This is a genomic window from Brevibacterium sp. Lmc1 (assembly GCF_057654315.1).
The window spans coordinates 407,584-433,790 of sequence record NZ_CM172803.1; the positions used below are offsets into that span (position 1 = coordinate 407,584).

21 protein-coding genes are annotated in these 26,207 nt (G+C 64.4%); 15 read left to right on the forward strand and 6 right to left on the reverse strand.

The window, feature by feature from the left end:
• Nucleotides 1-54: 54 nt before the first annotated feature.
• From AC239G_RS01840 to AC239G_RS01855, 4 genes are all read left to right on the forward strand, one after another.
• The gene (locus tag AC239G_RS01840) at nt 55-822 is read left to right on the forward strand and encodes an SDR family NAD(P)-dependent oxidoreductase (RefSeq protein ID WP_487489685.1); all 768 of its coding nucleotides are present in this window, start codon (nt 55-57) and stop codon (nt 820-822) included.
• A 64-nt stretch (nt 823-886) separates the two neighbouring features.
• A complete protein-coding gene (locus AC239G_RS01845; RefSeq protein ID WP_487489686.1) occupies nt 887-1,639 on the forward strand; it encodes an SDR family NAD(P)-dependent oxidoreductase in 753 nt (250 codons plus the stop codon).
• Nucleotides 1,640-1,729: 90 nt separating this feature from the next.
• On the forward strand, nt 1,730-2,707 hold the full coding sequence (locus AC239G_RS01850; protein WP_487489687.1) for a cyclase family protein: 978 nt from the start codon (nt 1,730-1,732) through the stop codon (nt 2,705-2,707).
• 132 nt (nt 2,708-2,839) lie between these two features.
• Nucleotides 2,840-4,174 carry an MFS transporter gene (locus tag AC239G_RS01855; RefSeq protein ID WP_487489688.1) on the forward strand — a complete coding sequence of 445 codons (1,335 nt, stop codon included), beginning with the start codon at nt 2,840-2,842 and terminating at the stop codon, nt 4,172-4,174.
• An 83-nt stretch (nt 4,175-4,257) separates the two neighbouring features.
• On the opposite strand, the gene AC239G_RS01860 is transcribed toward AC239G_RS01855, so the two are convergent.
• Nucleotides 4,258-5,712, reverse strand: a complete 1,455-nt coding sequence (locus AC239G_RS01860; RefSeq protein WP_487489689.1) for an NAD(P)/FAD-dependent oxidoreductase — start codon at nt 5,710-5,712, stop codon at nt 4,258-4,260.
• A 179-nt stretch (nt 5,713-5,891) separates the two neighbouring features.
• Here AC239G_RS01860 and AC239G_RS01865 point away from each other — a divergent pair, with 179 nt between their 5' ends.
• The 3 genes from AC239G_RS01865 (at nt 5,892) to AC239G_RS01875 (ending at nt 8,378) form a co-directional block, all read left to right on the forward strand.
• Nucleotides 5,892-6,317, forward strand: coding sequence for a cupin domain-containing protein (locus AC239G_RS01865; RefSeq protein WP_487489690.1), 426 nt, complete (start codon nt 5,892-5,894; stop codon nt 6,315-6,317).
• Between the two features lie 134 nt (nt 6,318-6,451).
• On the forward strand, nt 6,452-7,009 hold the full coding sequence (locus tag AC239G_RS01870) for a hypothetical protein (protein ID WP_487489691.1): 558 nt from the start codon (nt 6,452-6,454) through the stop codon (nt 7,007-7,009).
• A 169-nt stretch (nt 7,010-7,178) separates the two neighbouring features.
• Nucleotides 7,179-8,378: a pyridoxal phosphate-dependent aminotransferase gene (locus tag AC239G_RS01875; protein WP_376904948.1), complete on the forward strand. Its 1,200-nt coding sequence runs from the start codon at nt 7,179-7,181 to the stop codon at nt 8,376-8,378.
• 79 nt (nt 8,379-8,457) lie between these two features.
• Here AC239G_RS01875 and AC239G_RS01880 read toward each other — a convergent pair whose 3' ends face one another.
• The 3 genes from AC239G_RS01880 to AC239G_RS01890 form a co-directional block, all read right to left on the reverse strand.
• Nucleotides 8,458-9,000, reverse strand: a complete 543-nt coding sequence (locus AC239G_RS01880) for an acyl-CoA thioesterase (RefSeq protein ID WP_172172573.1) — start codon at nt 8,998-9,000, stop codon at nt 8,458-8,460.
• Between the two features lie 153 nt (nt 9,001-9,153).
• The gene (gene lgt / locus AC239G_RS01885) at nt 9,154-10,074 is read right to left on the reverse strand and encodes a prolipoprotein diacylglyceryl transferase (RefSeq protein WP_172172571.1); all 921 of its coding nucleotides are present in this window, start codon (nt 10,072-10,074) and stop codon (nt 9,154-9,156) included.
• A gap of 210 nt (nt 10,075-10,284) precedes the next feature.
• A complete protein-coding gene (locus AC239G_RS01890; RefSeq protein WP_487489692.1) occupies nt 10,285-12,621 on the reverse strand; it encodes a DUF222 domain-containing protein in 2,337 nt (778 codons plus the stop codon).
• A gap of 415 nt (nt 12,622-13,036) precedes the next feature.
• Between AC239G_RS01890 and AC239G_RS01895 the strand changes: the two genes are divergently transcribed.
• The 6 genes from AC239G_RS01895 (at nt 13,037) to AC239G_RS01920 (ending at nt 20,587) form a co-directional block, all read left to right on the forward strand.
• Complete coding sequence (locus AC239G_RS01895) at nt 13,037-13,954, forward strand: LysR family transcriptional regulator (RefSeq protein ID WP_376904946.1); 918 nt, start codon at nt 13,037-13,039, stop codon at nt 13,952-13,954.
• A 201-nt stretch (nt 13,955-14,155) separates the two neighbouring features.
• Nucleotides 14,156-15,481: an MFS transporter gene (locus AC239G_RS01900; RefSeq protein WP_376904945.1), complete on the forward strand. Its 1,326-nt coding sequence runs from the start codon at nt 14,156-14,158 to the stop codon at nt 15,479-15,481.
• Nucleotides 15,482-15,566: 85 nt separating this feature from the next.
• Entirely contained in the window at nt 15,567-16,874 is a 1,308-nt protein-coding gene (locus AC239G_RS01905) for a M20 family metallo-hydrolase (protein WP_139469468.1), read from the forward strand.
• On the forward strand, nt 16,871-18,469 hold the full coding sequence (locus tag AC239G_RS01910; protein WP_139469467.1) for an amidase: 1,599 nt from the start codon (nt 16,871-16,873) through the stop codon (nt 18,467-18,469). The genes AC239G_RS01905 and AC239G_RS01910 overlap by 4 nt, the downstream gene beginning before the upstream one ends.
• Complete coding sequence (locus AC239G_RS01915) at nt 18,462-19,679, forward strand: amidase (RefSeq protein ID WP_139469466.1); 1,218 nt, start codon at nt 18,462-18,464, stop codon at nt 19,677-19,679. The genes AC239G_RS01910 and AC239G_RS01915 overlap by 8 nt, the downstream gene beginning before the upstream one ends.
• A 164-nt stretch (nt 19,680-19,843) precedes the next feature.
• Nucleotides 19,844-20,587, forward strand: a complete 744-nt coding sequence (locus AC239G_RS01920) for a DUF1345 domain-containing protein (protein WP_248284037.1) — start codon at nt 19,844-19,846, stop codon at nt 20,585-20,587.
• A gap of 156 nt (nt 20,588-20,743) precedes the next feature.
• Here AC239G_RS01920 and AC239G_RS01925 read toward each other — a convergent pair whose 3' ends face one another.
• Together AC239G_RS01925 and AC239G_RS01930 are read right to left on the reverse strand one after the other, a co-directional pair.
• Nucleotides 20,744-22,201, reverse strand: a complete 1,458-nt coding sequence (locus tag AC239G_RS01925) for a lipase family protein (RefSeq protein ID WP_487489693.1) — start codon at nt 22,199-22,201, stop codon at nt 20,744-20,746.
• Between the two features lie 284 nt (nt 22,202-22,485).
• The gene (locus tag AC239G_RS01930; RefSeq protein ID WP_139469464.1) at nt 22,486-23,214 is read right to left on the reverse strand and encodes a sulfite exporter TauE/SafE family protein; all 729 of its coding nucleotides are present in this window, start codon (nt 23,212-23,214) and stop codon (nt 22,486-22,488) included.
• Between the two features lie 312 nt (nt 23,215-23,526).
• Between AC239G_RS01930 and AC239G_RS01935 the strand changes: the two genes are divergently transcribed.
• Both AC239G_RS01935 and AC239G_RS01940 read left to right on the forward strand, forming a co-directional pair.
• Nucleotides 23,527-24,879, forward strand: coding sequence for an Nramp family divalent metal transporter (locus AC239G_RS01935; RefSeq protein WP_180345658.1), 1,353 nt, complete (start codon nt 23,527-23,529; stop codon nt 24,877-24,879).
• Nucleotides 24,880-25,007: 128 nt separating this feature from the next.
• Entirely contained in the window at nt 25,008-26,177 is a 1,170-nt protein-coding gene (locus AC239G_RS01940; protein ID WP_487489694.1) for a sialidase family protein, read from the forward strand.
• Nucleotides 26,178-26,207 lie beyond the last annotated feature (30 nt).

The window sequence follows — 26,207 nt, forward strand, 5'->3', positions numbered from 1 at the left end:
CCTCACCGAGTTCAGAGACCGCATGCAAACACAGATCGAAGGAGATTGATGGAAATGAGTTCCACAGACAGCGCACCCGTGCTCGCCGTGACCGGAGGCGCCTCGGGAATCGGTTGGGCCACCGTCGAAGCATGGTGTCGCGACGGCGGCGCTGCAGTCATCCTCGACTTCTCCCGGGAGAAGCTCGACGCGGCACTGGCGGGGGCACCCTCGGACTGGTCCCTGCGGGGGATCATCGTCGATGTCACTGACCGAGCCGCTATCGATGACGCATTCGCATCGCTCGCGGAGACTGAACAGCGACTCGACGCACTCGTCAACTGCGCCGGCAACGCCAAGCCCGTGCCGAGCGCCGAGATGAGCGACTCGGACTGGGAAGCCCTGCTCGAAGTGCACCTCACCGGGACGATGCGTGCCTGCCGTGCCGCCCACTCGCTGCTCAAGGACGACGGCGGAGCGATCGTCAACATCTCCTCGGTGGCAGGAGTGGCGGGCATGCCCAAACGCGCCAGCTACAACACCGTCAAACACGGCCTGATCGGATTGACGAAGAGCCTGGCAGTGGAATGGGCGTCCGACGGCATCCGAGTCAACGCAGTCGGACCGGGATACACCTGGACTCCATTCAACGCCGGGCTCGAAGAGCAGGGCCTGCTCGACCCCGCTCCGATCACCAAGCGGATCCCGCTGAACCGGTGGGCACAGCCGGAGGAGATCGCTGCCGGCATCACTTTCCTCGCCGGGCCCAAAGCATCCTTCATCACCGGCCACACCCTCATGATCGACGGCGGAATGACGATCGACGGCAACTGGTACGAGTGACCGCAGTCCCGGGACGCGCTAGCTGAAGGCGACTCCGGCATCTTCTAAACGAAAGGTAACAACCATGAACCCATTCGCCCCAGACCTCTTCTCCGGACGACGCGTGCTCATCACCGGCGCCGGGGGAGGAATCGGTTCGAAGAGCGCCGAGTACTTCGCGGCCGCTGGAGCCGAACTCGTCCTCGTCGACCTCGCGCCCGAGATGGTCGAGACTATTGCCGCAAAGCTGCCTGAAGGCACCTCGGTCTCTCAGCTCAGCGGTGACCTCACCGATGCCGATACGCTCGAAGAGCTGCGCCGCCGCGTCGAATCTGCCGGCGGCATCGATCATCTCGTGCTCGCTGCCGGTATCTACACCGAGCACGCGGTCGAGGAGATGAGCGACGAAGACTGGGACCGGACGATGAAGATCAATCTCGATAGCAGCTTCAAGCTGATCCGCGCGCTGATCCCGCACATGCGCGAGGGCGGCTCCATCGTCAACTTCGGTTCGATGGCCGGTTCGCGCGGCAGCCGCAATCACGCGCACTACGCGGCCACCAAGGGAGCGATTGTCTCCTTCGGCAGAAGCCTGACCTGGGAACTCGGGGAGCGGAACATCCGTGTCAATGCCGTCGCCCCCGGAATCATCGCGACCCGAATGACCGAAGGGCTCGTCGCCGCCGGCGGTGACGCCCTCCTTGCAGCGACGCCGCTGCACCGTTTCGGACGACCGGAGGAAGTCGCCTCGGCGGTAGTGTTCCTCTGCTCTCCGGCGGCGTCGTTCATCAACGGTGACACCCTTCACGTCAACGGCGGACTGCACATGGCCGGCTGACAAATCCGATCCGGCCGCGTCATCGCCGGCTTCACCGGGCCATGCGGGAAGCCGTCCCGAAGCACACGAATCACATTCGAAGGAGAAGACATGAGTGATACGAACGTTCCAACGCTGGCCGAACTCTTCGGCCCCAACCCACCGACGAACTGGGGCAAATGGGGCGCCGAGGACGAAATCGGAACTCTCAACTACCTCGGCCCGAAGGAGGCGCTCAAGGGCGTCGAGGAGGTGAAGACCGGCGAGAGCTACACCCTGCAGATCCAGATGGGGTGGGACGACGAACGCGGAGACCCGGTGTGGCCCGGTCGTCCCCAGATCGAACGCAAGAACGTGCGCGATGCCGAAGTGTGGGCGAGGGGAGAGACGGGACTCGATCCCTACCCGGGAGGGCTGACAGACGCCGACGACGTCGCGACCATCGCGCTGCAGGGTTCGACTCAGTACGATGCACTCGGCCACACGTGGTACGACGACCAGATCTGGAACGGCTACGATTCGCAGACGACTGCCGGTGCTCTGTCCAAGGCCTCCATTCTCCCGATCGCTGAGCACGGCATCGTCGGGCGCGGCGTGCTCATCGACATGGCGCGTCATCGCGGCAAGGACGTCCTCGACAAAGGGGAGACCTTCACTCATGAAGACGTCCTCGCCGCGGCTGAAGCCCAAGGTGTCGAGATCAGGCCGCGCGACATTCTCGTCATCCGAACCGGCTTCATCGGCTCCTGGTATTCACGCCGGCCCGAGGAGTTCTTCGCCGACTTCATCGAGCCTGGTCTCACGTACTCGCGGGAGCTCGTCGAGTGGTTCCGGTCGATGGAGATCGCCAATCTGGTGACCGACACCATCGCGAACGAAGTGACCACCGATCCAGAATCCGGAGTGCTGCTGCCTCTGCATGCGGCGTTCCTGCGCAATCTCGGACTGCTCATGACGGAGATGACGATCCTCGACGAGCTAGCGGAGGCCTGCGCCGCGGACGGCCGCTGGTCGTTCCTCTACACGGCTGCTCCTCTCAAGGTCGTCGGAGGAACCGGGGCACCGGTCAATCCAGTCGTCATTCGGTGAATCCGCCCGCCGCCGCAGTGGCCTCGTGAGGCAGGCCGCCTCGCACACCGCAGACGCGATGCCGTTGCGGCGGCCCTCGAACTCCGCCTCGAGACCGGTTCCATCCCACCCGCTCTTCACGAAAGGCCCGCCTTGTCCTCATCAACCACCGCTGCCGCAGCACCCGATGCTGCGGCCCAGCGCAGGAACGCTCGCAACGCTGCGACTTCGGGGTTCGTCGGAACCGCGCTCGAATACTACGACTTCTACATCTTCGCCACTGCTGCCGCCCTCTACCTGCAGCCGCTCTTCTTCCCCAGCGAGGGAGGACTCGGGCAGATCATGGCGCTCGCCACTGTCGGCGTCTCCTACGTCGCTCGCCCAGCCGGGGCGATCATCTGGGGATGGCTCGGTGATGTGCTCGGGCGCAAGACCGCGCTGATGTCCTGCATTGTTCTCATGGGCACCGCGACGTTCGTCATCGGGCTGGTGCCCGCGTACTCGACCATTGGCGTCTGGGCGCCGATCCTCATCGTCCTCATGCGTCTTCTGCAGGGGCTGTCCGCCGGCGGAGAATCGCCCGGATCGGCCTCGCTGTCGATGGAGACCGCGCCGGAGAACCGTCGCGGCTTCTATACCAGTTGGACCATCGCGGGTGCGACTGCCGGGCTTGTCCTGTCCTCTGCCGTGTTTATCCCGCTGAACATGCTTTCGCAGGACTTCATGCTAAGCATCGGCTGGCGGATCCCGTTCCTGCTGAGCATCGTCGTCACCGTCATCACTATCTATATGCGAGCACGACTGCAGGAGCCTGAGATCTTTGAAGAAGCGAAGGAGAACGACGAAACAGTCAAAGTCCCGCTGTTCCACTTGGTCAAGCACTACCCGTTGCAGATGATCCGAGTGGCGGGGATGGCCCTGTTCCTCCTTATGGTCGGCCTATTCAGCACCTTCTCCCTGGCCTATGGCACACAGGTCGCGGGAATCTCCAGCAGTGAAATGCTGGCACTGATCACGGTGTCGAACCTCGGCACCCTGTTCATGATCCCGTTCCTCGGGCATCTGTCGGACAGGATCGGACGTAAGCCTGTGTTCATTGCAGGCTGCATCGGAATGATCGTGCTCACCTTCGCCTACCTCGGTGCGCTGTCCCATGCCTCTCCGGGGCAGACAGGAGTCGTCTGGGTGCTGGGAATCCTGCTCATGTCCTTCGCCTACGCCGCAGCGAACGGGATCTATCCCGTCTATTTCCCCGAGCAGTTTCCTGCGAACATCCGGTACAGCGGAATGGCGATCAGCCTCATGCTCGGCCTGGTCCTCGGCGGGTTCTCTCCGGCCATCGCTCAGGCGATCAACGGCAATGACAATAACTGGGTCGGAGTCGCTCTCTTCGCCGCCGCCGGTATCGCCGTCTCCGCGATCTGCGCAGCCTTCAGCCCTGAAACCGCGAAGACGCCGACAGCCGAACTCGGTCTGAAGCGCGACTGACGCACGAGTCTTCAGCTTGGTGAACCGGCATCAGCTTGGTGCAGGTTCACCAAGCTGGTGGTGCATGCCAGCCCCCGCCCCGCCTACTCGTGCAACCCGGCCAAGCGGGATCCGAATCGGGCGAGCAGGCTCGTCTTCTTTGCCCCAGTCGCTGACTCCCAGGCATCGGCGAGGCCGAAGATCTTGTACATCGACCGGATGCCCAACCACCGAATCGGTTCGGGCTCCCACTGCCCGGAGAAGTGGTCGTTCCACGGCAGCGCTGTAAGAGGACTCGATGCCCCGGCAGCCCGATCGAGCAGGGTCTTCGCCGCCAGATGAGTAGCCGTCACCCCGTGTCCGGCATAGCCGCGGGCCACTCCGATGCGCTGTGTCGGGTCGAAGAAGATGCCGGCGCACCAGTCTCTGGTCACCCCGAGCGCACCGCGCCAGGCATGCGCAACCTCGAACTCGAGGCCGGGAAAGAGTGAGGACAGACGCCCGGCTAAGAGGTCGACCACCTCGGCGGGGACCTCACCGTCCCCGGGCAGACCCGACCGGAAAGCATAGGGCGCCCCACGGCCGCCGAGCGCGATCCGGCCATCGGCCGTGCGCTGGGCATAGATGAACGTGTGCGCCGTGTCGCCGAGGCATTCGCGCCCCTCCCAGCCGATCGACGCCCACGCGTCGTCCGACAGCGGCTCGGTTGCGATCATCGACGAGAACACCGGGATGACCTGCCGTCCCTGCAGGCCCGGCAGGTCGCCGCCGACCGTGTCCGAATACCCCTCGAGACACACGAAGATCGTGTCCGCGCGCACCGGCCCGCGGTCTGTGGCGACCGAATTCTTTCGGATATGCCTCGCCGAGGTGGCCTCACAGATGGTTACGCCCTGTTCCCTGAGTACGTGGCCGAGTCCCCGGGTGAGCAGTGCAGGATCGATGGCGGCGGTACCGGGGAAGTAGAGACTGCCGAGCGCCCCGTCGACATTGATGCGGGCGCGAGTCGCCTCGGCGTCGAGGAACTGCATATCCTCTGGCCCGTATCCGAACTGCTCATTGCCGGCCTCAAGATCGCGCAGCCGGGACAGGCCGGCCTCCGTTTGAGCGATGTCGATATGGCCGCCGCGGATTTGGTGGGCATCGATGCTTTCAGCTTTGCAGACGTCGAGGACCTCGTCGATGGAGTCGAAGAGTGCGGACTGAAAGGCGCTGACGCTGGCCACGCCGTCGAGACCTGTCGAGCCGACCGGTCCGGAGGGATCGTCCTTCCGGGCACGGTCGACCGCCTCGGCGAACTTGGTGCGATTGCCCGGCAGCAGGGTAGAGAGCCATCCGCCGTTGCGGCCGGAGGCGCCGTAGCCGATGTGGCGGGCCTCGATGATGGTGATCGCCCAATCGGGGTGGGCCTGCCGGGCGTAATAAGCCGACCACAGGCCGGTCAGTCCGCCGCCGACGATGACGAGATCTTGTCTCTCGCGCGGCAGCGGTGCGGGGTCGATGTCGTCGGCGGGGAAGGCCGCCAACCAGTGCGAGGCTTCACCATTGAAGTAGGACACGGATCATCTCCTGAACTCGAGGCGGACCATGCGGTCGCCTACGAAAACAGTTCTATCTCACGCTCAAGGTGAAGTAAATAGTTGCGCCGATTTGTATTGATTGCTGAAACGATCTCGACAGCCTACTGATTTCTTCGTCAGGGCGGCACTTGGGTAGCTGTACTGATTACACTGTTCGCATGAGCGCAATGGAGCCGATCAATACCCGCGAATTTCCACTCAGCCACGAACCGATCGAGGACTGGCAGATCATTCCGGCCGCCTTGGCGGGAGGACCCGACGCGGTTGGGCTGGTGGGGCTGGAAGGGGCGACATCCTCGGCGGGGGAGGCGTCTGTGACGACGGGATTCGCCGAACTCGGCACTATCGGCGGCGCCGATTTCGGGCTGTGGGAGATGAACGCCGGAGCGATGCGCGATATCGAAGGCGACGAGGTCTTCCTTGTCATCTCCGGGACCGGGCGCATCGAATTCGACGAACCCCGCCGTGACCCCATCGAACTGGTGCCGGGATCGCTGGTTCGCCTCGTTGATGGGATGAAGACGCGCTGGTATATCGACGGAACGCCGCTGCGGAAGCTGTTCATCGCGCCCGGTGAAGGGTGAGTTCCACGCTCGGGTGGGCAGGGGGCAGCGGGTAACGGATTACGACGCCGAGGGAGTCGGGAAAACGTCATGGGCGCGGATCCTCCTCGTTGAGTAGTGTCGAAGGCAGCCCGCTCGGACGAAAGGGATCGACGATGATCGACTTGGCCCACCCGCGCGACCTCGTCATGATCGGCGCGATCTTCGGACTCGCCGCATTCATCTGGTCAGGCTGGGCGCAGGAAACGCCGCCCAAAGCACTGGTCTGGCGACTCGTGCTCGCGGGGCTCGGACTCGCGGGACTCGCACTCGCAGTGCCGAGCATTCTCACCGCCATCGGCAACTGGTCGGAACCCAGCGCCTTCACCACCGGGACCTCCGCATTCACGCTCTACCTCATCGTGTTCTGGGCCGAGGTCATCATTGGCGCGGTGGCGAGCTTCTTCCTCATCCGCACCGGCCAGACCGAGAACATCGCTCCGCTCATCCTCGCGATCGTCGGAATCCACTTCTTCGCGCTCGCCGTCGTCTTCGGCCAGCCCGTCCTTCACGTGGCGGGGCTGCTGCTGACCATTGTCGCGGTGGTCGCGTTCATCCTGCCGCGCGAGACCGCGGCGCCGAGTTTCTGGTGCGGCATCCTCGGCGCTCCGGTGTTCTTCGGAATCGGTCTGTGGTGTCTGCTCGCCGGACGCAGCGCGCTCGCCGCCGGATGAAACTCGGACACCGCTGACAATCACTGGTCAGGTGCTCTATCGTGAGTGAACCGGTGCGCACCGTGGTCCGGGGACGGTTTCGTCCCGCGTTGCGCAGCACGCATGGACACCCCAGCACGGACACCTCAGTACTGCCCCGAAGAGATGGACCCCGAAGAAGGAGTCGACGATGAAGACTGCTCGCCGTTTGGACAACCTCGGCACCGAGACCGCTTTCCGCGTGGCCCAGGCCGCCGCCGAATGGAAGGCGAAGGGCAACGAGGTCTTCCCGTTCCACCTTGGCGATCTCAATTTCCCCTTGGCCGGGCATATCGTCGACGCAATGGAGCAGGCGATCCGCGACGGCAAGACCGGCTACTGCCCGGGACCGGGGATCCCCGAACTGCGGGAGGCGCTTGCCGATGACCTCGGCTCGCGACGAGGAATGAAGATCGACCCCGCCGAGGTGGTCGTGACCACCGGAGGCAAGCCCGTGATCACCAAATTCCTCCAAGCCGTGATGAACCCAGGTGAAGGCGTGCTCTACCCGAATCCGGGCTTCCCGATCTACGAATCCCAGATCGAATATCTCGGCGGTACGGCCCTGCCCTACCGATATGTTCCGACCTCCGACGGTTTCGCCATCGACCTCGACCACCTGCGGGCATCGATCGACGAGAACACCACCGCCATCATCTACAACGACCTGCAGAACCCGATCTCCGCAGAGTCGACTCCGGGCGAGCGTGAGGCCATCGCCGCGATCGCGCAGGAATTCGACCTGTGGGTGCTCTCCGACGAGGCGTACTTCGAGATGCGCTATCGCGGAAAGTCCCAGTCGATCGCCGCACTGCCGGGAATGCGGGAGCGCACCGTCATCCTCTACACGTTCTCGAAGAAGTACGCGATGACGGGTTCTCGGCTCGGCTGTGCGGTGGCACCGAAGGAGGTCGCCGAGGCGATCTCGCTGATGAACACCAACGACGAATCCTGCACGAACCAGTACGTGCAGTGGGCAGGGATCGCTGCGTTGCGCGGACCGCAGGGGCCGGTCGGCCAGATGCTGGAGGTGCTGCGCAAGAGACGTGATGCCACCTGTCGGCTCATCAACGAGATTCCCGGCATGTCCGTGGCGACGCCGGGCTCGACGTTCTACGTCTTCCCCGATGTCACCGAGGCGATGGAGGCGAAGGGAATCGCGACTCTGGCGGACTTCACCACCGAGGCTCTGCATGCCACCGGTGTCTCATTCTGCACTCGCGAGCACTTCGGGTCACCGCAGCCCGGTGAGGACCGGTCCTACATTCGGCTGGCCTATTCGGGTATCGACGAAACCGCGATCACGACGGGTCTCGGCCGCCTCAAGGAGTGGATCGAAGCGGGGCGGTAGTCCGTTTGGCGAGGTTGCTTGCAGTGGTGTCGGGTTGTGGCGCCGTGCCGACCACAGCTCGGTCCAGACGACAGCTCTGTTATGTCCAGCTGCTCCAGGCAGGCCGGCGGGTGCTCGGCAGCGCGTTGTCACGGCGCCAATCGTGGATCCAGTCGGGCAGTTCGGGTTCGTTCTCCGGCATCCCGAACGCCTCGATGAGGTCGTCCCTGGTGAGCGGCCGGTCCTCGGAGATCAGGCGGGTGGCGACATAGGCTCGGGCGAAGATCTCGCCGTCGACGACCATGCGCTGTTCGAAGAACACGGTGCGCTCGTCGATTCCGCAGACTTTGGTCTCGAGGTTGTAGCGCTGCCAGAGTTTCAGTGATTTGCGGAAGCTGATGGTCTCGGCGCTGACGACGCCGGTCCACCCGCGCTCACGCATCGCCTGCCATGCTCCGCTGCGTACCATCATGTCCAGTCGTCCCAGGTCCATGATGGAGAGGTACTTGCCGTTGTTGAGATGCATGAATATGTCGATCTCACCCAGGTGGACGCGCATAGGGAGGGAGTAGGTGTCCCAGATGTCGCGCGCGGAACGTCGGCGGGACCTCAGCAGGTGCAGGATCATGCGGAAGAAGTGCATGCAATCTATGTTACTTGACAGTAGTTTGATGGGCGACCATAACCCTGCCGGGTGAATGGGGCTCTGATTGATGAACGTAGACCCGACGGCGAATGCGCCCACGGAAGGGTGCGCATCCACGGACCCGGGGAGCCGCCTCGGCGAGGGTGGGTGTCAGTCCTTCGCGGTTTCGGGTTCGCGGCCGGGGATGAATGGTGATTCTTCGGGCTCGGGGTGGCGCTTCCACTGGATGAGCATGATCGCCACACCGAGAGCGACGGCGCCGATCGCGCCCCACACGTTGGTGCGCAGGCCGAGGATGACGAAGCTCGGATCGAGGCGGATGGACTCCCAGACGATGCGACCGGCGCCGTACCACATGAGATAGACAGCGAATAGGCGTCCCCACTGGAAGAAGACCTTGCGGCCGAGGTAGAGCAGGACGAGAGCGCCGAGGCTGTTCCAGATGACCTCGTAGAGGAACGTTGGATGGAAGAGGGTGCCGGGGGGAGTGCCCAGTGGGATTGCCGGATTGCCGGGATCGATCTCGAGTCCCCAAGGCAACGTGGTGGGCAGGCCGAAGAGCTCCTGGTTGAACCAGTTGCCGAAGCGACCGCAGGCCTGAGCGAGGATGAGGCCCGGTGCCAGGGCGTCGAGCAGAGTGGTGAGTTTGAGGCCGAGGCGGCGGCACATGATCCATGCACCCAGCGTGCCGCCGATGAGTGAACCGAAGATCGCGATGCCGCCCTCCCAGATCGCCCATACCGAGCCGGGTTCGAACGGGTTCCACGGGTTGCGGCCGGGACCGAAGTAATCGGTGTAGTGCGTGATGACGTGATAGATGCGGGCAAAGACGATGGCCATCGGTACGGCCAGAGTCGCGATGTCGAGCACCTGCCAGTCCTCGACACCGCGCCTGGTCAGGCGGCGGTTCGTCAGCACAATGGCGATGATGATGCCCACGAGGATGCACAGTGCATAGAAATGGATCGTCAGCGGTCCGAGTTGGAAGCTCGAGATGGACGGGCTGGGGATTGCCGCCGAGATGTCGTGTGGAATCGCGGTCGCGCTGGAAGTCACTAGGCCGAGGTGCATGGGGCCAGTCTATTTGCACCCGTCTGAGAATCTCTTATGCAGCGTCTGCTCTCTGACCGGCGAGGACCGTTTTCGGGCCGATTGCTGTGCCGCCTGCGCTCCGACTAGCGCGTAAACCCGAGTCCTGTGGGGTGAAGGCAGCCGCGACAAGGCCATTCGCGCTCACATCAGAATGGAGGCACAGCGGTGCCATTGAATGGCCATGCGCAGCTACGTGCCGAAGAGGCCGTTGATGATGTCGTCGGTGACGAATCGTGAGTGGAGGATGGGAGTGCGGGCGGGGTCGATGCTTTCGGGCGGTCGCCATGCCGGCCGTCCGTCGCCGAGCATGAACACTTCCCAGTCGGAGCGGTCCATGAGGTGGTGGTGGAAGGAGCAAAGCAGGCACATGTTGTTGATGTCTGTCTTGCCGCCCAGGGCGTGCGGCACAACATGGTTCACGTCGCACCACCCCGCTGGTGCGTCGCAGCCGGGGAACACGCATCCGCGATCCCTGGCGGTGACGATTGCGGTCTGCTTCTTGTTGGCGAAGCGCTGTTCCGTGCAGACTTCCACCGTGCGAGCCTTTTCGTCCATCAGGTGGAAGAAGACGGTGCCATCGAGGCCGCGTCGAGCGACGTCGCCCATCGGGAAGCGGCCGCCGGAGCCTGTGGTGGCTTCGCCGATGCCGTTGGCAATGTCGGACGCTTTGGCTGTGACGACCAGGGCGTAGGGCGAACCCTTGGCGGCTTCCTTCATGCTGATGCGCGAAATGAGAGTGGCGAAACGTTCGTAGATCCAGGCTTTCGCATTGGGCTGCTCGCTCATGAGATCGACGGCCGAACCATCGGCGCGGACCCCTTGACCGGCATGAACGGGGCGGTCGGCAGCGGAATCGGCCGTATCCGCACCGGCGTCACCGGCAGCTTCACTGTCGGCACTGGAATCGCTGGCGGCGTCTAAGACAGCCCATGGGGGAGCGTCATAACGATCGCCGGTGAGCACTGCGTCGATGGGTTCGAACTTCTCTTCGCCGGCAGCCTGACCGAGTCCGACGTTCGGGAAGAGCGCGGGAGCGTCGTCGGCCGCGGGGCGGGCCGCTTCAGTGTCGGTGGGGCGGACGTTGTTCGATGTGGTGTCGTCGCCCGATTCTGCAGTGTTCGACGGGTTGTCACCGGTGGGTTCTGCGATTGTCGAAGTGTTGTCTTTCGCGGATTGGATCCGCGAAGTCAGCAGTCCGTGCAATTCGGATCCCGCCACGGGATCGAGGACGCCTTCCAGCCTCCAGTCTCCATTGCGCTTGGGCCGGGCAGTGATGAAGTAGGCGGAACGATCGCTGGGGTCGAGCGGCTCGGCACCATCGGGGTCGATGAGAGCGAGCATCCGACGGAAGATGTCGCGGAGCTCGCTCACAGTCACCGATTTCGCGTACTTCACGAGGTCGGTCTCCACACGGGACTTCGTCTCGTGATCCACCCACGCGGGCAGTGCCTTGAGGCAGTCTTCGATGACAGTGAGGTGCTCCGCGGGCAGGGTGCCGAGGTGGAGCTGCTCGGCGACGAGCGGGTGTTCGGGCTCAAGCGATTGGCCGTCGAGCGCAACTCGTCCGCCGAGATTCTCTGCGAGCCTTGCCCGGCGGTTAGCTTCTCGCCCCGAGAGGTTGAGGCGTTCCTGGATGAGCGCCTTGGTCGACTTGGCACCACTGTCCTTAGGCGTGCCGACACGTTCGTAGACGGCCAGTGCCAGGGTGGACAGAGATTCACTGAGTCGACGCAGAGCCTCTGCTCCATCGATGACCTGCAGGGCCTCGTTCGGCCCCATCGGCCGGTCGAAGGCGCGAAGACCTCCGACCAGTTCGGTCAGTGACGAAATCGAGTCGGTGATTTCGGGAGCGCTCGCGGCAAGGTCGTTCCACGCCGCGTCGGTGAGGATCGGGTGCATCGAAGTCGGGCGTTGAGAATCAGTTCCAGCCTCGGGCTGAGCGGCGTCGGGGTCCTTCGTAGTGGCCGAGCTGGCAGGACCAGCGGATGTGGGCTGCGTGGTTGAGCGGGCCTGCTCGTTTGCCTCAAACAGTGCGGTCGGGTCTGGACCTGCGGTCGTGTCTGTCGGGCCGTTCGGCTCGTTCTCAGTGGATGTCGCTGATTCGACGCCTTCGCTCGACTGTTCGCAACCGACAGCCGTGCCGGCTGTGTTCGGTTGTCCAGCATCGACAGCCGACGTGTATTCGCCCAATTGTTCGTCGTCGGCTATCGGCGCGTTGTCAATCGCTGCGTCATCGTCGGTCGAAACCGGGTCAAGCGCTTCGAACACCTCGGCGAAGTGGTGGCCGCTGAGGTCGAGCCCGGCCGCCTTGAGCTGTTCGGACAGCGATGTGGGGCCCGATGTTTCTTCGGGTTGTGCTTGCGCGGTGTCCTCGGGTGCGTGGGCATTCTGAGATGTGGCGCCCACGAGATCTGCCGGTGTGGTGTTCGTTGGCGGTCTTCTGCTCGCCCCACCGCGCGAGTCAGTGGCAGCGCGGCGGTCGCGCTTTCCTGACTTGCGTCGCTTGCGGTCGGGGGTGAAGGTCATCGCTGTTGAGTTCCGTTCGTCATTGAAGGTCTCTTAGCTCAATTATAGGCAGCCAGAGAATAGAAGACAATAGAATCTTCGAAAAATATTCGACTGGAAATGACATACTAAAGTTAAATGTCGCTTTGGAGTTGTTTACTGGGATGTGAGTCAGTTTGAGCGCACTTTACTCGTCGGCACTGACTCGGGATCGGCGACGATTGAAGTGTCGGGAGGATTCTCGGAACGGGGTCCTACCCGGTAGAGGTGGGTGATCTGTGCGATGCTTGCCGTCCGGGAAGGGTTGGACTCTCCTGTCCGGGAAGGGTTGGAGCCTGGCCGCCTGGGAAGGGTTGACCGGTAGTGCTCGGATAGAGCCGCCTCGGCGAGGTTGGATCTGCACGCATCGCCATTGTCGGTGGGATGATGGGGAGCTATGGCCCTTGATTTCACCCTGGTGCAGCTGCGCTACTTCCAGGAGGTCGCCAGGCGGGAGAACATGACCGAGGCGGCGAAGCAGCTCAACGTCACTCAGTCGGCGATCTCGACGGCGATGGCCCAGCTCGAGCGGACCATCGGCCTCGACCTTTTCATCAGGCAGAAGAACCGATCGGTCGTGCTCTCTCCGGCAGGTAAGCGATTCCTGGCCGAAGTGACCAGCTTCCTCGAGGCTTCCGATGCGCTCGGAGAAACTGCGCAAGGGCTGTCCCGGTCTCTGAGCGGAAGCCTGACCGTCGGCGTGTTCTCGCCGATCGCGCCGACCCGACTGCCGCTGATCCACGACGAGTTCGCGAAGCGCTATCCGGACGTGCAGGTGACGTACCTCGAGGCCGACTTGGAAGAGCTGCAGAGGGCCGTCACGGCAGGCGATTGTGATCTGGCACTGACGTACATGCTCGGTCCGACGGGCCGATTCGGCACGTTCCTCCTCGACGTCGTCGAGCCTCACGTTCTGGTGTCCCGCAATCATCGCCTTGCCGGGGGTGGGCAGCCGAAACCGGTGCGCCTGAGTGAACTCGCCGACGAAGACTACATTCAGCTCGATCTGCCCTTCTCCAGGCAGTACTACGACGAACTGTTCCGTATCGCAGGGGTTGTGCCGAAGACGAGGCATTCGTTCTCCGGCTACGAGACGCTGCGGTCGTTCGTGGCGATGGGACACGGGTATTCGCTGCTGAGCCAAAGCGTGTCATCGGGTACCTATATCGGGCTGCAGACCGTGGATGTTCCTCTGCTCGACGACTTCCCGAGCATTGACCTCGCCGTGATCTGGCCCAGCGGCGTGCGCTTGAGCCGACGCGGGAAGGCATTCTGCGAAGTCAGCAAAGAGGTTCTGGGTGCTGCGGTGAAGTAGTGACGGTCCGGGCGCCGACCACGTCTGCTCTCATTGATTTAATTGATGACAATGTTCAAAAGTATCTGTTGGACTGATTCCGATTCGCTCATCACAATAAATGGCAGGCATCACACGGGCAGACGGTGATGCTTCCGCCCCATCAGGGTGACAGGCCCGTCATGGGACAGGCCCATCATGGGACAGAGCAAAGGAGCTTTGATGTCCACTCCCACCACCGACCAGGAGCACACGCCCACAGCCGACGGCCGTAGCCGGTCGACGAAGATGCAGCGGAAGGTGCTCCTCGGCGGCAGCATCGGCCAGTTCGTCGAGTTCTACGACTTCACGTTGTACGGTCTATCGGCAGTGATTCTGTCCGAGTACTTCTTCCCCGACGGCGACCGGATCACCGGTCTGCTGGTCATCTTCGCGACCTTCGGAGTCGCGTTCGTCATGCGCCCCCTCGGCGGACTGTTCTTCGGAGCTCTCGGCGACAAGGTCGGCAGGCGGCAGACCCTGACGATCACGATCTTCCTCGTCGGAGCCTGCACCGCACTCATCGGCATCCTCCCCGGGTTCGACACGATCGGCTGGTTCGCGCCGATCCTGCTCATCCTCGCCCGCCTCGGACAGGGCTTCTCCGCCGGCGGCGAATCCGTCGGCGGTCCGTCCTTCGTCTACGAGCACGCTCCTATTGCCAAGCGCGGACTCTGGATCAACATCACTCTGGCCGCGACCGCCCTGCCCTCGGTGTTCGCCGGCGGCCTCATCCTCCTGCTGTCGACTGTGATGAGTGACGCCTCTTTCGACTCATGGGGCTGGCGCGTTCCGTTCCTCCTGGCGCTGCCGTTGTCGGCCGTCGGGCTGTGGATCCGGTCGAAGACCGACGAATCCGAGCTGTTCAAGAAGACCGCCGCCGAACGGCCCAAAGAGTTCAGCCCGATCCGCGAAAGCTTCCGCGAGAACTGGGTCGGGATGCTCCAGGTCTTCTTCGTCCTCGGCGTCACCGCGCTCGGCTTCTACATGCTCTCGGCGTACTTCGTCACCTACATCCAGACCACCGGCGACCTCAGCCGCGAACAGTCGCTGCTGACAAACGCGATCGCGATGGCCAGCTACACGATCTTCCTGCCCATCGCCGGCCACCTCGGTGATCGATTCGGACGTCGGCCCATGCTCATCGCGGGTGCGATCCTGCTCGCGGTCACCTCGGTGCCGGCATTCGGGCTGGTCACCAGCGGCCACATGGGGCTGGCATTCCTCGGGCAGACGATCTTCGTCCTCGCGCTCTGCTGCTACGGCGGCGGCTGCTACACCTTCTTCTGTGAGCGATTCTCGACGAAGACGCGGTTCACCTCGGCGGCCATCAGCTACAACATCTCCTACGCGGCGCTCGGCGGAACCGCTCCGTTCGTGGGCACGTGGCTCGTCGACATCACCGGCGTCAACACCGCACCCGGCTATTACATGGCCGCTGCGGCCGCCGTGTGCCTCGTCCTCATCTTCGTCACGCGCCTCCCCGAGACCCGCGGACGGCTGGGGTAGGCGCGCCAATCTCACCACAGACCCGCGCGAACCGCACCACAGACCCGCGCAAACCACATCACCCACCAGAAAGCAGCGATCAGCAATGAACCATCAGGCACCCCCGTCCTCCGACGCGGCCTTCCTCGCAGACTTCCACTTCGTCGCCACCATCGGTGCTACCGACAACAACGGCGTCGACCGGCAGGCGCTGACGCCGGAGGACAAGCAGACGCGTGACTGGATGCGCGGCTGGGCGACCGACAAAGGCTTCGGGGTGCGGGTGGATGCGATCGGCAACATGTTCGCGTGCCTCGAGTTCGTTCCCGACGCCCCATATGTCCTCATCGGCTCCCACCTCGATTCGCAGCCGCTCGGCGGTCGCTTCGACGGAGCCTACGGCGTCATCGCCGCCCTCTTCGCGGCCCTGCGCGTCAAAGAGGAACTCTCCGAATCTGGCCTGAAACCCACCTTCAACCTCGCAGTCGTCAACTGGTTCAACGAAGAAGGCGGCCGCTTCGCTCCCTCGATCATGGGCAGCTCCGTCTACGCCGGACTCTTCGACCTCGACGAGATGCTCGCCGTCGCCGACCTCGAAGGCACCACCGTCGCGGAGGCGCTGGGCGCCATCGGCTACGCCGGCACCGACACCCCGCCCGAGGCGATCTCCTACGCCGAGATTCACATCGAACAGGGCCGCATCCTCGAACGCGAAACCACGGACATCGGCGTCGTCGAATCCAGCTGGTACACGCAGAAACTCGACATCGACGTCCTCGGCGAACAGTCCCACACGGGAGCCACAGCCATGGCCGACCGCCACGACGCGCTCGTCGCCGCGGCCAAGGTCGTCCTCGCCGTCGCCGAAGTGGTCGACGAGTTCGAGGAAGAAGCCCTCGTCTCCTCGGTCGGCCAGCACGTTGTCGAACCGAACTCGCCGATCGTCGTGCCCCGCCGCGTCCATATGGTCGCCGACCTCCGCTCCTCGGATCCTGCCATCGTCCAAGCCGCCCGCGACTCCCTCCGGGCTCAGATCGCCGAGATCGCCCGCGCACACGACATCACCATCAACGTCGAGGACTTCGACATCCGCGACAAGCGCCACTTCCCGACCGAAGGCGTCGAACTCGCCGAGAAGGCCGTGGCCAACGAGGGCCTGAGCATCCGCCGTCTCGAGACGATGGCCGGCCACGATTCCGTGGCGATGAATCACCGCGTACCCGCCGTGATGATGTTCGTTCCCAGCGTCGACGGCGTCTCCCATTGCGAGCGCGAGTTCACCACCGATGAGGACATGCTTCGCGGCGTCCGCGTGCTCACTTCGGTGGCCGGTGAACTCGTCCGCGGTGAGCTCGCCGATGTCCGCGACGGTGCCGTCTGGGTCGGTTCGTCCGTCGCCGAGGCGCGCGCATGAGCAACGTCGATCCGCGCCCCAGCGCCGCCACGGCCGCAGTCCCGACCAACTCGACCACCGAACCCTGGGCCCTGTCCGCCACCGAGGCGCTCATCGCCTTCCGGTCCAAGGAACTCTCCCCAGTCGACTACCTGACCTCCTTCATCGGCCGCATCACCGCCGAGGACGAGCGCATCAACGCGGTCACCGAAGTCGTCGAGGAGGCGGTCACCTCGGCGCGGGAAGCCGAGGACTTCTACGCGAACGCCACCAGCGATGACCTCGCCGAGGCGGCCGCCACCCGGCCCTTGCTCGGACTTCCCGTGATCGCCAAGGAGAAGCACGCGATCGCCGGCCGCGGCCTCACCCAAGGGCTGCTCCACGAACGCGACACCGTCGCCAGCCACGATGCCGCGATCATCGCCCGCATCCGCGCCGCCGGCGGCTACGTCCACGCTCGAGCCACCTCTCCGGAATTCAGCTGCGCGACCATCACACACTCACCGATGTGGGGCGTGACTCGCAATCCGTGGAACCCCGACCTCTCACCCGGTGGGTCCTCCGGCGGATCCGGTGCTGCGCTGGCGGCCGGGTTCTCGCCCCTGGCCACGGCCTCGGACATCGCCGGATCAACGAGGCTGCCCGCCGCCTTCACCGGCACCGTCGGGTACAAAGCCCCCTACGGCCGGATCCCCGGCGTCCAACCTCTGGCCGCGGACTGGTACCGCGGAGACGGGCCGATGTCGCGCACCGTCGCAGACGCCGCACTGCTCGCCAAGGTCATGGTCGGGGTCGATCCGAGCGATCATGCGACTATCTCCTCGCCCGGGTTTCTCGATGATTTCGACCCCGCCGAGGCGGCCGACCGACTTCGCGGACGCAGGGTCGCGCTGTGCATCCGGTTGGGAGATTTCCCCGTCGGGGAGGACATCGAGGCGAATACCCGGGCGGTCGCCTCGGCGCTGGAATCGGCCGGAGCGCATGTCGAGGAGATCGAACTGCCGTGGACAGCCGAGCGGATCTTCGAGACCGCGTTCACTCACTTCGGCAGCCTCCTCGCCCCTGCGATGCGCGCGGCCACTCGCGGCCATGAACACACTCTGGCCGAGTACACGGTGCGGTTCATGGCCGATGCGGAAGCGGTCGCCGCACGCCGTTCGCTCTTCGACGGGCTCGCCATGGAAGTGCAGATCCAGGCGGAGCTGGCGTCAGCGATGGACGGCTTCGATGTGCTCTTGGCGCCCACCTCGGCGGTGGCGGGTTTGGAGGCCGGAGCCAGCTACCTCGACGGGATCACGATCGGCGCCGACGGCGTCGGTCGCGAAGCGGCACATGCATTCGGGGCGGACGGTGCGTCCGACTCCGGCGAAAGCGACGGCGTGCGTCTCGACCACTACTGGCAGGCGCATATGACGATGCCGTTCAACATCTGCAACCGCGTGCCGATCGTCAACGTTCCCTCCGGCATGGCCGACTGCGGCATCCCCACCGGCGTCCAGGTCATCGCCCACCCCTATGACGACACCCGCGCCTTCGACGTGGCAGCCGCCATCGAAGCTCTGTGCCCGTGGACGGGGCTGGCGTCGACGGTTCGGATAGGCTCATCGGATGGATGAGCAGACCCTCGCCGAGGTGGAGCGGGCCGGAACGCAGTTCAACGCTGTCACAGCGATGACCGTCGACCGCGCGAATGCCCTCACCGCGGAATCGATCGGCCGCCGGGATTCCGGTCAGCCGCCTCGGCGATTGGAGGGGATTCCCTTCGCGATCAAAGACGTCATCGACCTCGTCGGGTACCCGACGACGATGGGATCGAACGTGCGCAGCGATGATCCCGTGACCGCCTCGGCGACGGTCGTGGACCGACTCGAAGCGGCGGGCGCGATCCCTGTGGCGAAGACGAACTGCCAGGAGTTCTCCTACGGAATCCTCGGCGACGAGTCGGCCTTCGGCCGCGTCGTCAATCCTGTCGATGCGGCACTGTGCACCGCCGGGTCGAGCTCCGGATCGGCCGCACTCGTTGCCGCCGGGGTGGTGCCGTTGGCTCTGGGCACCGACACGGCCGGGTCCGTGCGCGTGCCGGCGGCCTGCCAAGGCGTGCTCGGGTTCAAACCGACCTTCGGCGTCGTGCCCGTCGACGGAGTCTTCCCGCTTTCGCCGGCCTTCGACACCGTCGGACTCTTCGCCTCCGACCTCGGCGTGCTGACCACGGCTTTCGACGTGATCGCGGGAGCCGGTTCGGGTGATGACCGAGGGAACAGTGCACACACCATCGATGTCAGTCTCCTCGGTGATGGGTCGAACCTGGCGCTGGACCTGTTCGCTGGCGTTCCCGCCCCCACGATCACCTCGGCGAATGGGCCTGCCCTGGACGAACTCCTCGACGACCTCGCACCGATATACGATTACGTCCGCCTCTATGAGGCTTTCGAGGTCCACAGAGACCTCTTCGCCGAGCGTGCCGCGGACTACCAGCCGGGCGTGGCCACGAAGATCGAGGCGGGACGGGGCCTCGAGCTGGCCGAATACCGGACGCAGCTGGACGCGCTCGCCGAACTGCGGGAACGGTCTCTCGTGGTCTTCGGCGGCACCGATTTCCTGCTCACTCCGGCCATCGAGGGACCCGTGGTCGGCTGGGATGAGATCGACTCCGGGACGGCGGCGAAGTTCATGCGCTATTCGATGCCATTCAACGTTCTCGGCTGGCCGGCATTGACGATCCCGCTGCCCGGGGTCGGAGCCAGCGAAGGGCCGCAGGCGGTGCAGCTGGTCGGCCGCCCCGGCGGCGACCGCGACCTGCTTGCTTTCGCCTCGCGGCTGGTCTGACTAGACCCGTGGCCGGTGTGACTTGAGGATCAGTTCGATTGACTCGGGGATGCCTGGTCTGACTCGGTGCCACCGGTCCGATTCGGAGATCGGACGAGTCGAGTCCACCCTCGACTAGGCTGAACTCGAGCAGCCGCCGCGTCGAACGAACCGGAGCCGGGCCGATGAGACCCACGCACAGTCAGATGCTCACTCTCTCCGACGACTCGCGCGCAAATATCGCGGGAGTCCCTGCGCTCATCGTCAGCGGCATCCTCGTGTTCGGATTCGACTTCGACCCGCTGGGCTCCGGCCCGAGCATGGCTGCATCGCTGGCCTTGCCGCACGAGGTCATCAACCTCTTCCTCGTCTTCTGGCCGCTCTTCGCGCTGACCTATCTGCTGTGGACCCATGCGGGACTGAGAGACCTCGACGAAACCGAGCTCATCGTCCATTCCCGCTGGTCAGTGGCGAACCGCCGACGATGGTGGTCGCGGTGGTTCGGGATGGGCGGAGCAGTGTCTTGGGCGACCATGGCTGCCTACCTCGCATTCATCTTCAACATCTTCCTCGTCACCTCTGGCTCGGGCGGAGACATCGTCATCTCGGCCGGGCTCGGCATTGCGAATGTCATCGCCTCGTGGGCGGTGCTCGTGTATTCGTTCGCGCTCGAATTCATGCGTCTCGACCTCAGCGGCGGCGGCAGCCCGGGGGAGCGGCAACTCGAATTCGAGATGGAAGGCCCACGCGAGTTCGGCGACTACCTGACCTTCTCCGTGCTGTCATCGACGATGACGGCCGCGCTCCCCGGCCGAGCGGTGTCGCGGAAAGCCTGGCGATTGGTGCGCACGAACGTCATCGTCGCCTTCGCCTTCAACTCCGTCGTCGTCGCGACCCTCGTCTCGATGATCCTCTCCTACGTCATGTGACCGTCACCGGCACAGCCCAACCTCGTGAATATCGCCGAGGCGGCCCACCCCGTTCAGGGTGGACCGCCTCGGTGAGGACGGAACCCTCAACCGGGCGGGCCACCTCGGTGAGGACAGAATCCTCAACCGGGTGGGCCGCCTCGGTGAGGTGGGAGGTCACAGCCTCCAGCAGCTGTCGAGCGGAGCCTTGCCTGCGAACGTGCGGGTGGTGAAGGTCTCGATGCGCGGCAGCGCGGCGACGTAGCCGCCGACATGCGTGGGCCCGAGGTTGTCCTCGAACGCCACCTTGTGGCCGGCTCGGCACCACGTCGAGGCGAGTTCCTTGCCCTGATCGAACGAGATGACGTCGTCGAGGCGGCTGTGGTTGACCAGCAGCGGAACATCCGGAACCTCGGCCTTGCCCAACCGCTGCCGGTCAACGATGTCCGTGAAGTTCTCGTCGATGATGTCGGTGAATGACTCGCCGTTCTTCGTCAGCGACTTCCCATCCGTGAAGGCTGTCGAGAGCAGGGCTTCGACGGTGCACTTGTCCGCTGTTTCGGCCACCATCTTCTGCCCCTTCTCGTTGAGGAAGTCGCTTGTATCGATGTCGGCCTGCTCGGCGAACCCGACGACACCGTAGAGCGCGAATGCCGTGTAGACGCTCGAGAGCCCGGACACCGTCTTGTGCAGATCGACGGGCACTGCGCCGGCCGAAGCCGAGGCGATGTTGAGCTCGGGTGCCCACTCCTTCTGGAGTTCCAGGGCAGCCGTCGTGGCATGACCGCCCTGCGAGTAGCCGCGCAGCTGGAGTTTGGTGTCCTCATCGATCTCGCTGCCATCGACCTGCTGGACGGCACGTGCCGCATCGAGGACAGACCGACCCTCTTCGACGCGATCGACGAAGTGGTGAGTGCCCTCGGTGCCGAGGCCCATGTAGTCGACGACGACGACAGGATGCTTCGCGGCCAGGGCCGAGGCGACTGAGATCCCCTCGTACTCGGTTCCCATGCCCAGCTGACGGCTGGGAGCGCACTTATCGGCGATGCCCTGAGTGCCCGGCGAGATGACGACGGCATCGTCGGCATGGCCGCTCGCGCCGTTCGGAGTGAGCAGGGTGGCGGTCGCGGCTCGGGCCTGGCCCTTCTCATCAGTGGTCTTATACATGAAGACCGTCGACTTCGCGTCATGCTTGATGAGTTTCACCGGATCGAGGTAGAACTCCGAGTCGGCCTGCTTGAGCACTGTTCCGTCCTCGCTCGGCAGCGAGTCCGGGGTCTGATAGAAATCTCCGGGGACTCCTGATGCCGGCAGGTCTTCCTGCGCGGCTGCGTATTCGACGTCGGCGGGCGTGAGCTCGTCGGTCTTCTCGACGGCTTTCTTCGCCTGTTCGACGCTGATGCCCTCGGGGACTGATTCGCGGTCGAGTGTGCTCGGATCCTCTGCCGCACGGTCATCGAGGAACTGTTCGGCCTCGGCATCGGTCTGCGGAACGAGTTCGGCGGCGTGGGCCGGCGCGGTGGTCGTGCACAACGTGAGTGCGAGGCCGACGACGGTTGCGGCGCTCAGGGCCTGGAGGCGACGACGGGGCCCGTGTGAGGAGGTGGTCGGCAGTGCTGTAGTTGGCGTGCTCATAGGCGGTGGTCCTGTTCTGCCATGTCTCTCGGCATTGAGAAGGTGCGGGACAGTAGTGTCGGTGCAGATCGCGGTGGAGTGCACCGTGACGGTGAGGTCAGTGTGGTGACGGGGTGCCGTCGGCCAGAGTGTTCACCGTTGGACGCCCTGATTGTGACGGGCACCACACACATTACTTGATAGTAGAACTGAGTGGTAGTTAAGTGGCTGATTCGGTCTGTTGCCTGGTCGGGGCGGGTGTGTTCGGGTCGGAGCTGGTCGGCGCTGGATCAGGTCGGATCTGATCAGGCGAGATGAGAGCGAACGACTTCGGCGATGACGAGGAGCGCGCCGATGATCGAAGAGCCGACGGCGAGGCGGTAGAGGAGTCGGCGGTCGGCGCGTCGGATGACGAAGTTCGACAGCCACAGTCCGATGAGCATGAACGGCAGCAGGACCGCCGCCGCGATGAGGTGTCTGGTGCCGACTTCGCCGCCGATGGTCAGTCCCGTCAGAGACAGGATGCTGCCGAGGGTGAAGTAGGCGCTCATCGTCGAGCGCATCGATGACGGATCGAGCGAGCGCATGATGAGGCTGATCGGGGGTCCGCCGATGCTCGTGGCCGTGCCGAAGATCCCCGAGACCGACGACGCGAAGAACATATTGCGATGCGAGGCCGCCGGTGACCAACCGACCAGGCTGAATGCGGCGCCGGCGAGGACTGTGATCGCGAGCATCAGAGACAGTCCGGAATCCGGCAGCAGCACCACGGCGGCGGTGCCGATAGCGATGCCGGGCAGCCGTCCGAGAGCGCCCCAGCCGACGAGCTTCCAATCGACGTCCTGACGCTCACGGGTGAATGCCGTGAATGAGGTGAGGGTGGCCAGCAGCAGAAGGGCGGACGGCAGCAGGTCGGGGCGCAGGAGGGCGAGCACGGGCGCGGTGATCATGCCGAGGCCGAATCCTATGGAGCCCTGCAGGCAGGCTGAACCCAGCACCACGATCCCGATGATCAGGTACTGGACGATCTCCATCGACTCCTCATTCCTCCGCTGTGGGCGCCGCGGTCGGATACCTGCGGGCCGCCGGTCAGACGGCACTCGCCGCTCACGACACTGGGCCGCGCGGCGCAGATTGCGCGTTCTGAGCACCTATTCTATGCGCAAACCGAACAACTCACCATCTTCTTCGCGAAAACATTTGCGCACAACACGCATGAATGGGCTAGTCTTTACGAAGATCGCGCACGATGATGACGCGCCTCCACCGCTGCATCAATCGCCGGGCGATCACCCAGTTGTCCATCTACACATGGGAGTGCAGCCATGGCCGCCGACGTCCATAGCGTGAAACGCAGCTCTGTCTCTTCGATGCCCGCGCAGAATCCGCTGCCGCGCGGTCTCGGCCTCGTCACCTCGGTCGGCCCCGGCCTCGTGCTGGCCATGTCCTTCCTGGGCACCGGCGACCTCGTCAGCTCCTCGGTCTCGGGCGCCTCCTACGGGTATGCGCTGCTGTGGACGCTCATCCTCTCGCTCGTCGCCCGCACGTTCATCATCTCGTCCATCGCGAAGTACACGCTGATGAACAAGCACGGAGACACGCAGATCCTCGACGGATTCGCCCGGCTGTCGCCGGTGCTGCCGGGGATCATGGCCGCGGTCGTCCTCATCGCCGGCTTCATCACCCAGGCCACCTTCCTCCTCGCCGCTGCCGTCGGCCTCCACGAACTCACCGGCGGTGAGTGGGGAGGCTCCTGGGGCAGATTTTTCTGCGCGATCATCATCGTCGCTCTCACCCTGTCGCTGGTGATGCTGCGCAAACAGTTCGTCGTTCTCGAATACTTCGCCCGCTTCGCCTCGGTCGCGATGATCATCGCCTTCGTCTACGCGCTCATCAAGATCGGCACCTTCGACATCGCCGGCTTCGTCCAGGGCATGGCCTTCGAAATCCCGAAGGAGCAGAACACCTCGGCATTCGCCCCCATCGTCATCGCCTCGGCGACCATCGGCACGATCGCCGGCAATATGCCCAACCTGCTCTATTCCGGGTTCATGCGCGACAAGGGCTGGGTCGGGCCGAAATACCGGAGGATTCAGCAGTTCGACCTCATCGCCGGCATGGCCCCGCTGCTCATCATCAACCTGCTGTTCTGGATCGTCGCCGCCGAATTCAGTGCCGCCCACCCCGGCTTCTCCATCGCCGACGAATTCGACCTCTCCCACATGCTCTCGGTCGCCGTCGGCCCGGTCGGTCCGTATCTGCTGTGGATGTGCATCTACTTCGCCGCGATGACGAGCTTCCCACCGCAGTCGCGTGGCTTCTCCCAGCTGGCCATCAACGGCATCAACCACACCGTGCCGTCGATGCGGAAGTTCCTCGGCCGCGATGAGGAGAACCCCGCCTTCCGGTGGATCCAGGCGATCGTCTTCATCATCCTGCCTCTGGCCTCGACAATCCCCGGCGCCCCAGACCTCATCTCGCTCAACATCGTCGGCACCGCGATCTCCACAGTGCTCAGCCTCCCGATCATCGTCGTGTGCATCCTGCTGCTGACTTCGCGGAAGAAGCACATGCACTCGTACGCGGTGAACCGGAAATGGCAGACCGGCCTGTTACTCCTCCTCGGCATCATCGCCATCGTCGTCGGCGTCCAGATCGCCATGCAGATCCCCGCGATGTTCCAGACCGCGTTCGGATGATGAGTCCGGACCGTCGGTCCGGGGATTCCCTCGCCGAGGCGGCCCACACATGCCGTGCGAACGATCCCGCCGAGGCGGCCCACCCTTACGTACCCTGATTCCGTTGCCAAGACATGGAGGAGACACCCATGACACTGCTGTCCCAGCCCGCACTCGAACGAGTTCCCGCACCGTCGGCTGACGGCCGGCTCCGCTTCTTCGAGGACGACGGTTCCGCGGCCGCGGTGATCCCGACCGATCGGCGCTCGAACCACGCGCCGTCGATCCTGTCCCTGCCCGGCGGAGGACTCCTGGCCGCCTGGTTCGGCGGCAGCGATGAGGGCAACAAGGACATCGACATCCTCGTCTCCCGGTTCGACGTCGATACGGGACGGTGGACCGCCTCGGCGGCGGTGAACCACGATGAGATCCGATCCGACCAGAACCCCGGTCTCTTCGCCGCCCCCGACGGGACGATCTGGCTCGTCTATACCTCCCAGCTGTCGCGACAGTCCGGGGTCCCCGAGACCTTCAACCTCCAGCACACCTCCGTGGTCAAAGTGATCCGTTCGACCGACGACGGAGTGAGCTGGAGCGAACCGGAGACGCTCTTCGACCGGGAGGGGACGTTCTGCCGGCAGCCCATCCAGGTCCTTGAGGACGGGACGTGGGTGCACACTCAGTGGCTGTGCCTCGACGACGATTCGAAAAACGGCTCCGACCGACCGGTCGTCCAGATCTCCACGGATCAGGGATCGATCTGGAGACAGGTCGAGTTCCCCGAGGCAGCCGGTCGGGTCCACCCGAACGTCGTCGAGCTCGAACCGGGACGCCTCGTCAGCCTCTTCCGCTCACGCTTCGCCGACTGGGTCTACCTCAGCCGATCCGACGACGGAGGAGAGACCTGGTCGGTGCCCGAGGCCACCGAGGTGCCGAACAACAATGCCGGTATCAGCGCCTTCCGTCTGCCCTCGGGCATGCTCGCTCTCGTCTCGAACGAACACCAGGTCGCCACGGAACCCGGCGAGGTGGTCTGGCCGTACGAACGGATGCGGATCGTCATCGCAGTGTCGAACGATGAGGGCCGCACCTGGCCGGTGCGTCGAGTCATCGAGCCCGGTGACGGGTTCTCCGGTGACGGCAACCTACGCAGCAATCGCCGTCAGGAGTATCCGCATGGCATCGTCGATGCCGACGGGCTCATCCACGTCGTCTACGCCTTCAGCTCCCGACGGGCGATCCGGCACGTCGTCTTCGACGAAGCGTGGATCTCCGGAGTCGAGGACCAGGTCCACACCGACTGCAAACTCTGGGGCTGAGCCCCCGGGGCTTCTATATGCTCGCGTGCC

What these genes read in the sequence shown, in the direction of transcription:
- AC239G_RS01930 (WP_139469464.1), bottom strand. Translation starts at nt 23,214, where the DNA reads ATGGAGATCGTCCAGTACCTGATCATCGGGATCGTGGTGCTGGGTTCA.
- lgt (WP_172172571.1), bottom strand. Translation starts at nt 10,074, where the DNA reads ATGCACCTCGGCCTAGTGACTTCCAGCGCGACCGCGATTCCACACGAC.
- AC239G_RS01865 (WP_487489690.1), top strand. Translation starts at nt 5,892, where the DNA reads ATGAGCGCAATGGAGCCGATCAATACCCGCGAATTTCCACTCAGCCAC.
- AC239G_RS01870 (WP_487489691.1), top strand. Translation starts at nt 6,452, where the DNA reads ATGATCGACTTGGCCCACCCGCGCGACCTCGTCATGATCGGCGCGATC.
- AC239G_RS01940 (WP_487489694.1), top strand. Translation starts at nt 25,008, where the DNA reads ATGACACTGCTGTCCCAGCCCGCACTCGAACGAGTTCCCGCACCGTCG.
- AC239G_RS01900 (WP_376904945.1), top strand. Translation starts at nt 14,156, where the DNA reads ATGTCCACTCCCACCACCGACCAGGAGCACACGCCCACAGCCGACGGC.
- AC239G_RS01875 (WP_376904948.1), top strand. Translation starts at nt 7,179, where the DNA reads ATGAAGACTGCTCGCCGTTTGGACAACCTCGGCACCGAGACCGCTTTC.
- AC239G_RS01850 (WP_487489687.1), top strand. Translation starts at nt 1,730, where the DNA reads ATGAGTGATACGAACGTTCCAACGCTGGCCGAACTCTTCGGCCCCAAC.
- AC239G_RS01890 (WP_487489692.1), bottom strand. Translation starts at nt 12,621, where the DNA reads ATGACCTTCACCCCCGACCGCAAGCGACGCAAGTCAGGAAAGCGCGAC.
- AC239G_RS01915 (WP_139469466.1), top strand. Translation starts at nt 18,462, where the DNA reads ATGGATGAGCAGACCCTCGCCGAGGTGGAGCGGGCCGGAACGCAGTTC.
- AC239G_RS01925 (WP_487489693.1), bottom strand. Translation starts at nt 22,201, where the DNA reads ATGAGCACGCCAACTACAGCACTGCCGACCACCTCCTCACACGGGCCC.
- AC239G_RS01845 (WP_487489686.1), top strand. Translation starts at nt 887, where the DNA reads ATGAACCCATTCGCCCCAGACCTCTTCTCCGGACGACGCGTGCTCATC.
- AC239G_RS01905 (WP_139469468.1), top strand. Translation starts at nt 15,567, where the DNA reads ATGAACCATCAGGCACCCCCGTCCTCCGACGCGGCCTTCCTCGCAGAC.
- AC239G_RS01910 (WP_139469467.1), top strand. Translation starts at nt 16,871, where the DNA reads ATGAGCAACGTCGATCCGCGCCCCAGCGCCGCCACGGCCGCAGTCCCG.
- AC239G_RS01840 (WP_487489685.1), top strand. Translation starts at nt 55, where the DNA reads ATGAGTTCCACAGACAGCGCACCCGTGCTCGCCGTGACCGGAGGCGCC.
- AC239G_RS01895 (WP_376904946.1), top strand. Translation starts at nt 13,037, where the DNA reads ATGGCCCTTGATTTCACCCTGGTGCAGCTGCGCTACTTCCAGGAGGTC.
- AC239G_RS01920 (WP_248284037.1), top strand. Translation starts at nt 19,844, where the DNA reads ATGAGACCCACGCACAGTCAGATGCTCACTCTCTCCGACGACTCGCGC.
- AC239G_RS01880 (WP_172172573.1), bottom strand. Translation starts at nt 9,000, where the DNA reads ATGCACTTCTTCCGCATGATCCTGCACCTGCTGAGGTCCCGCCGACGT.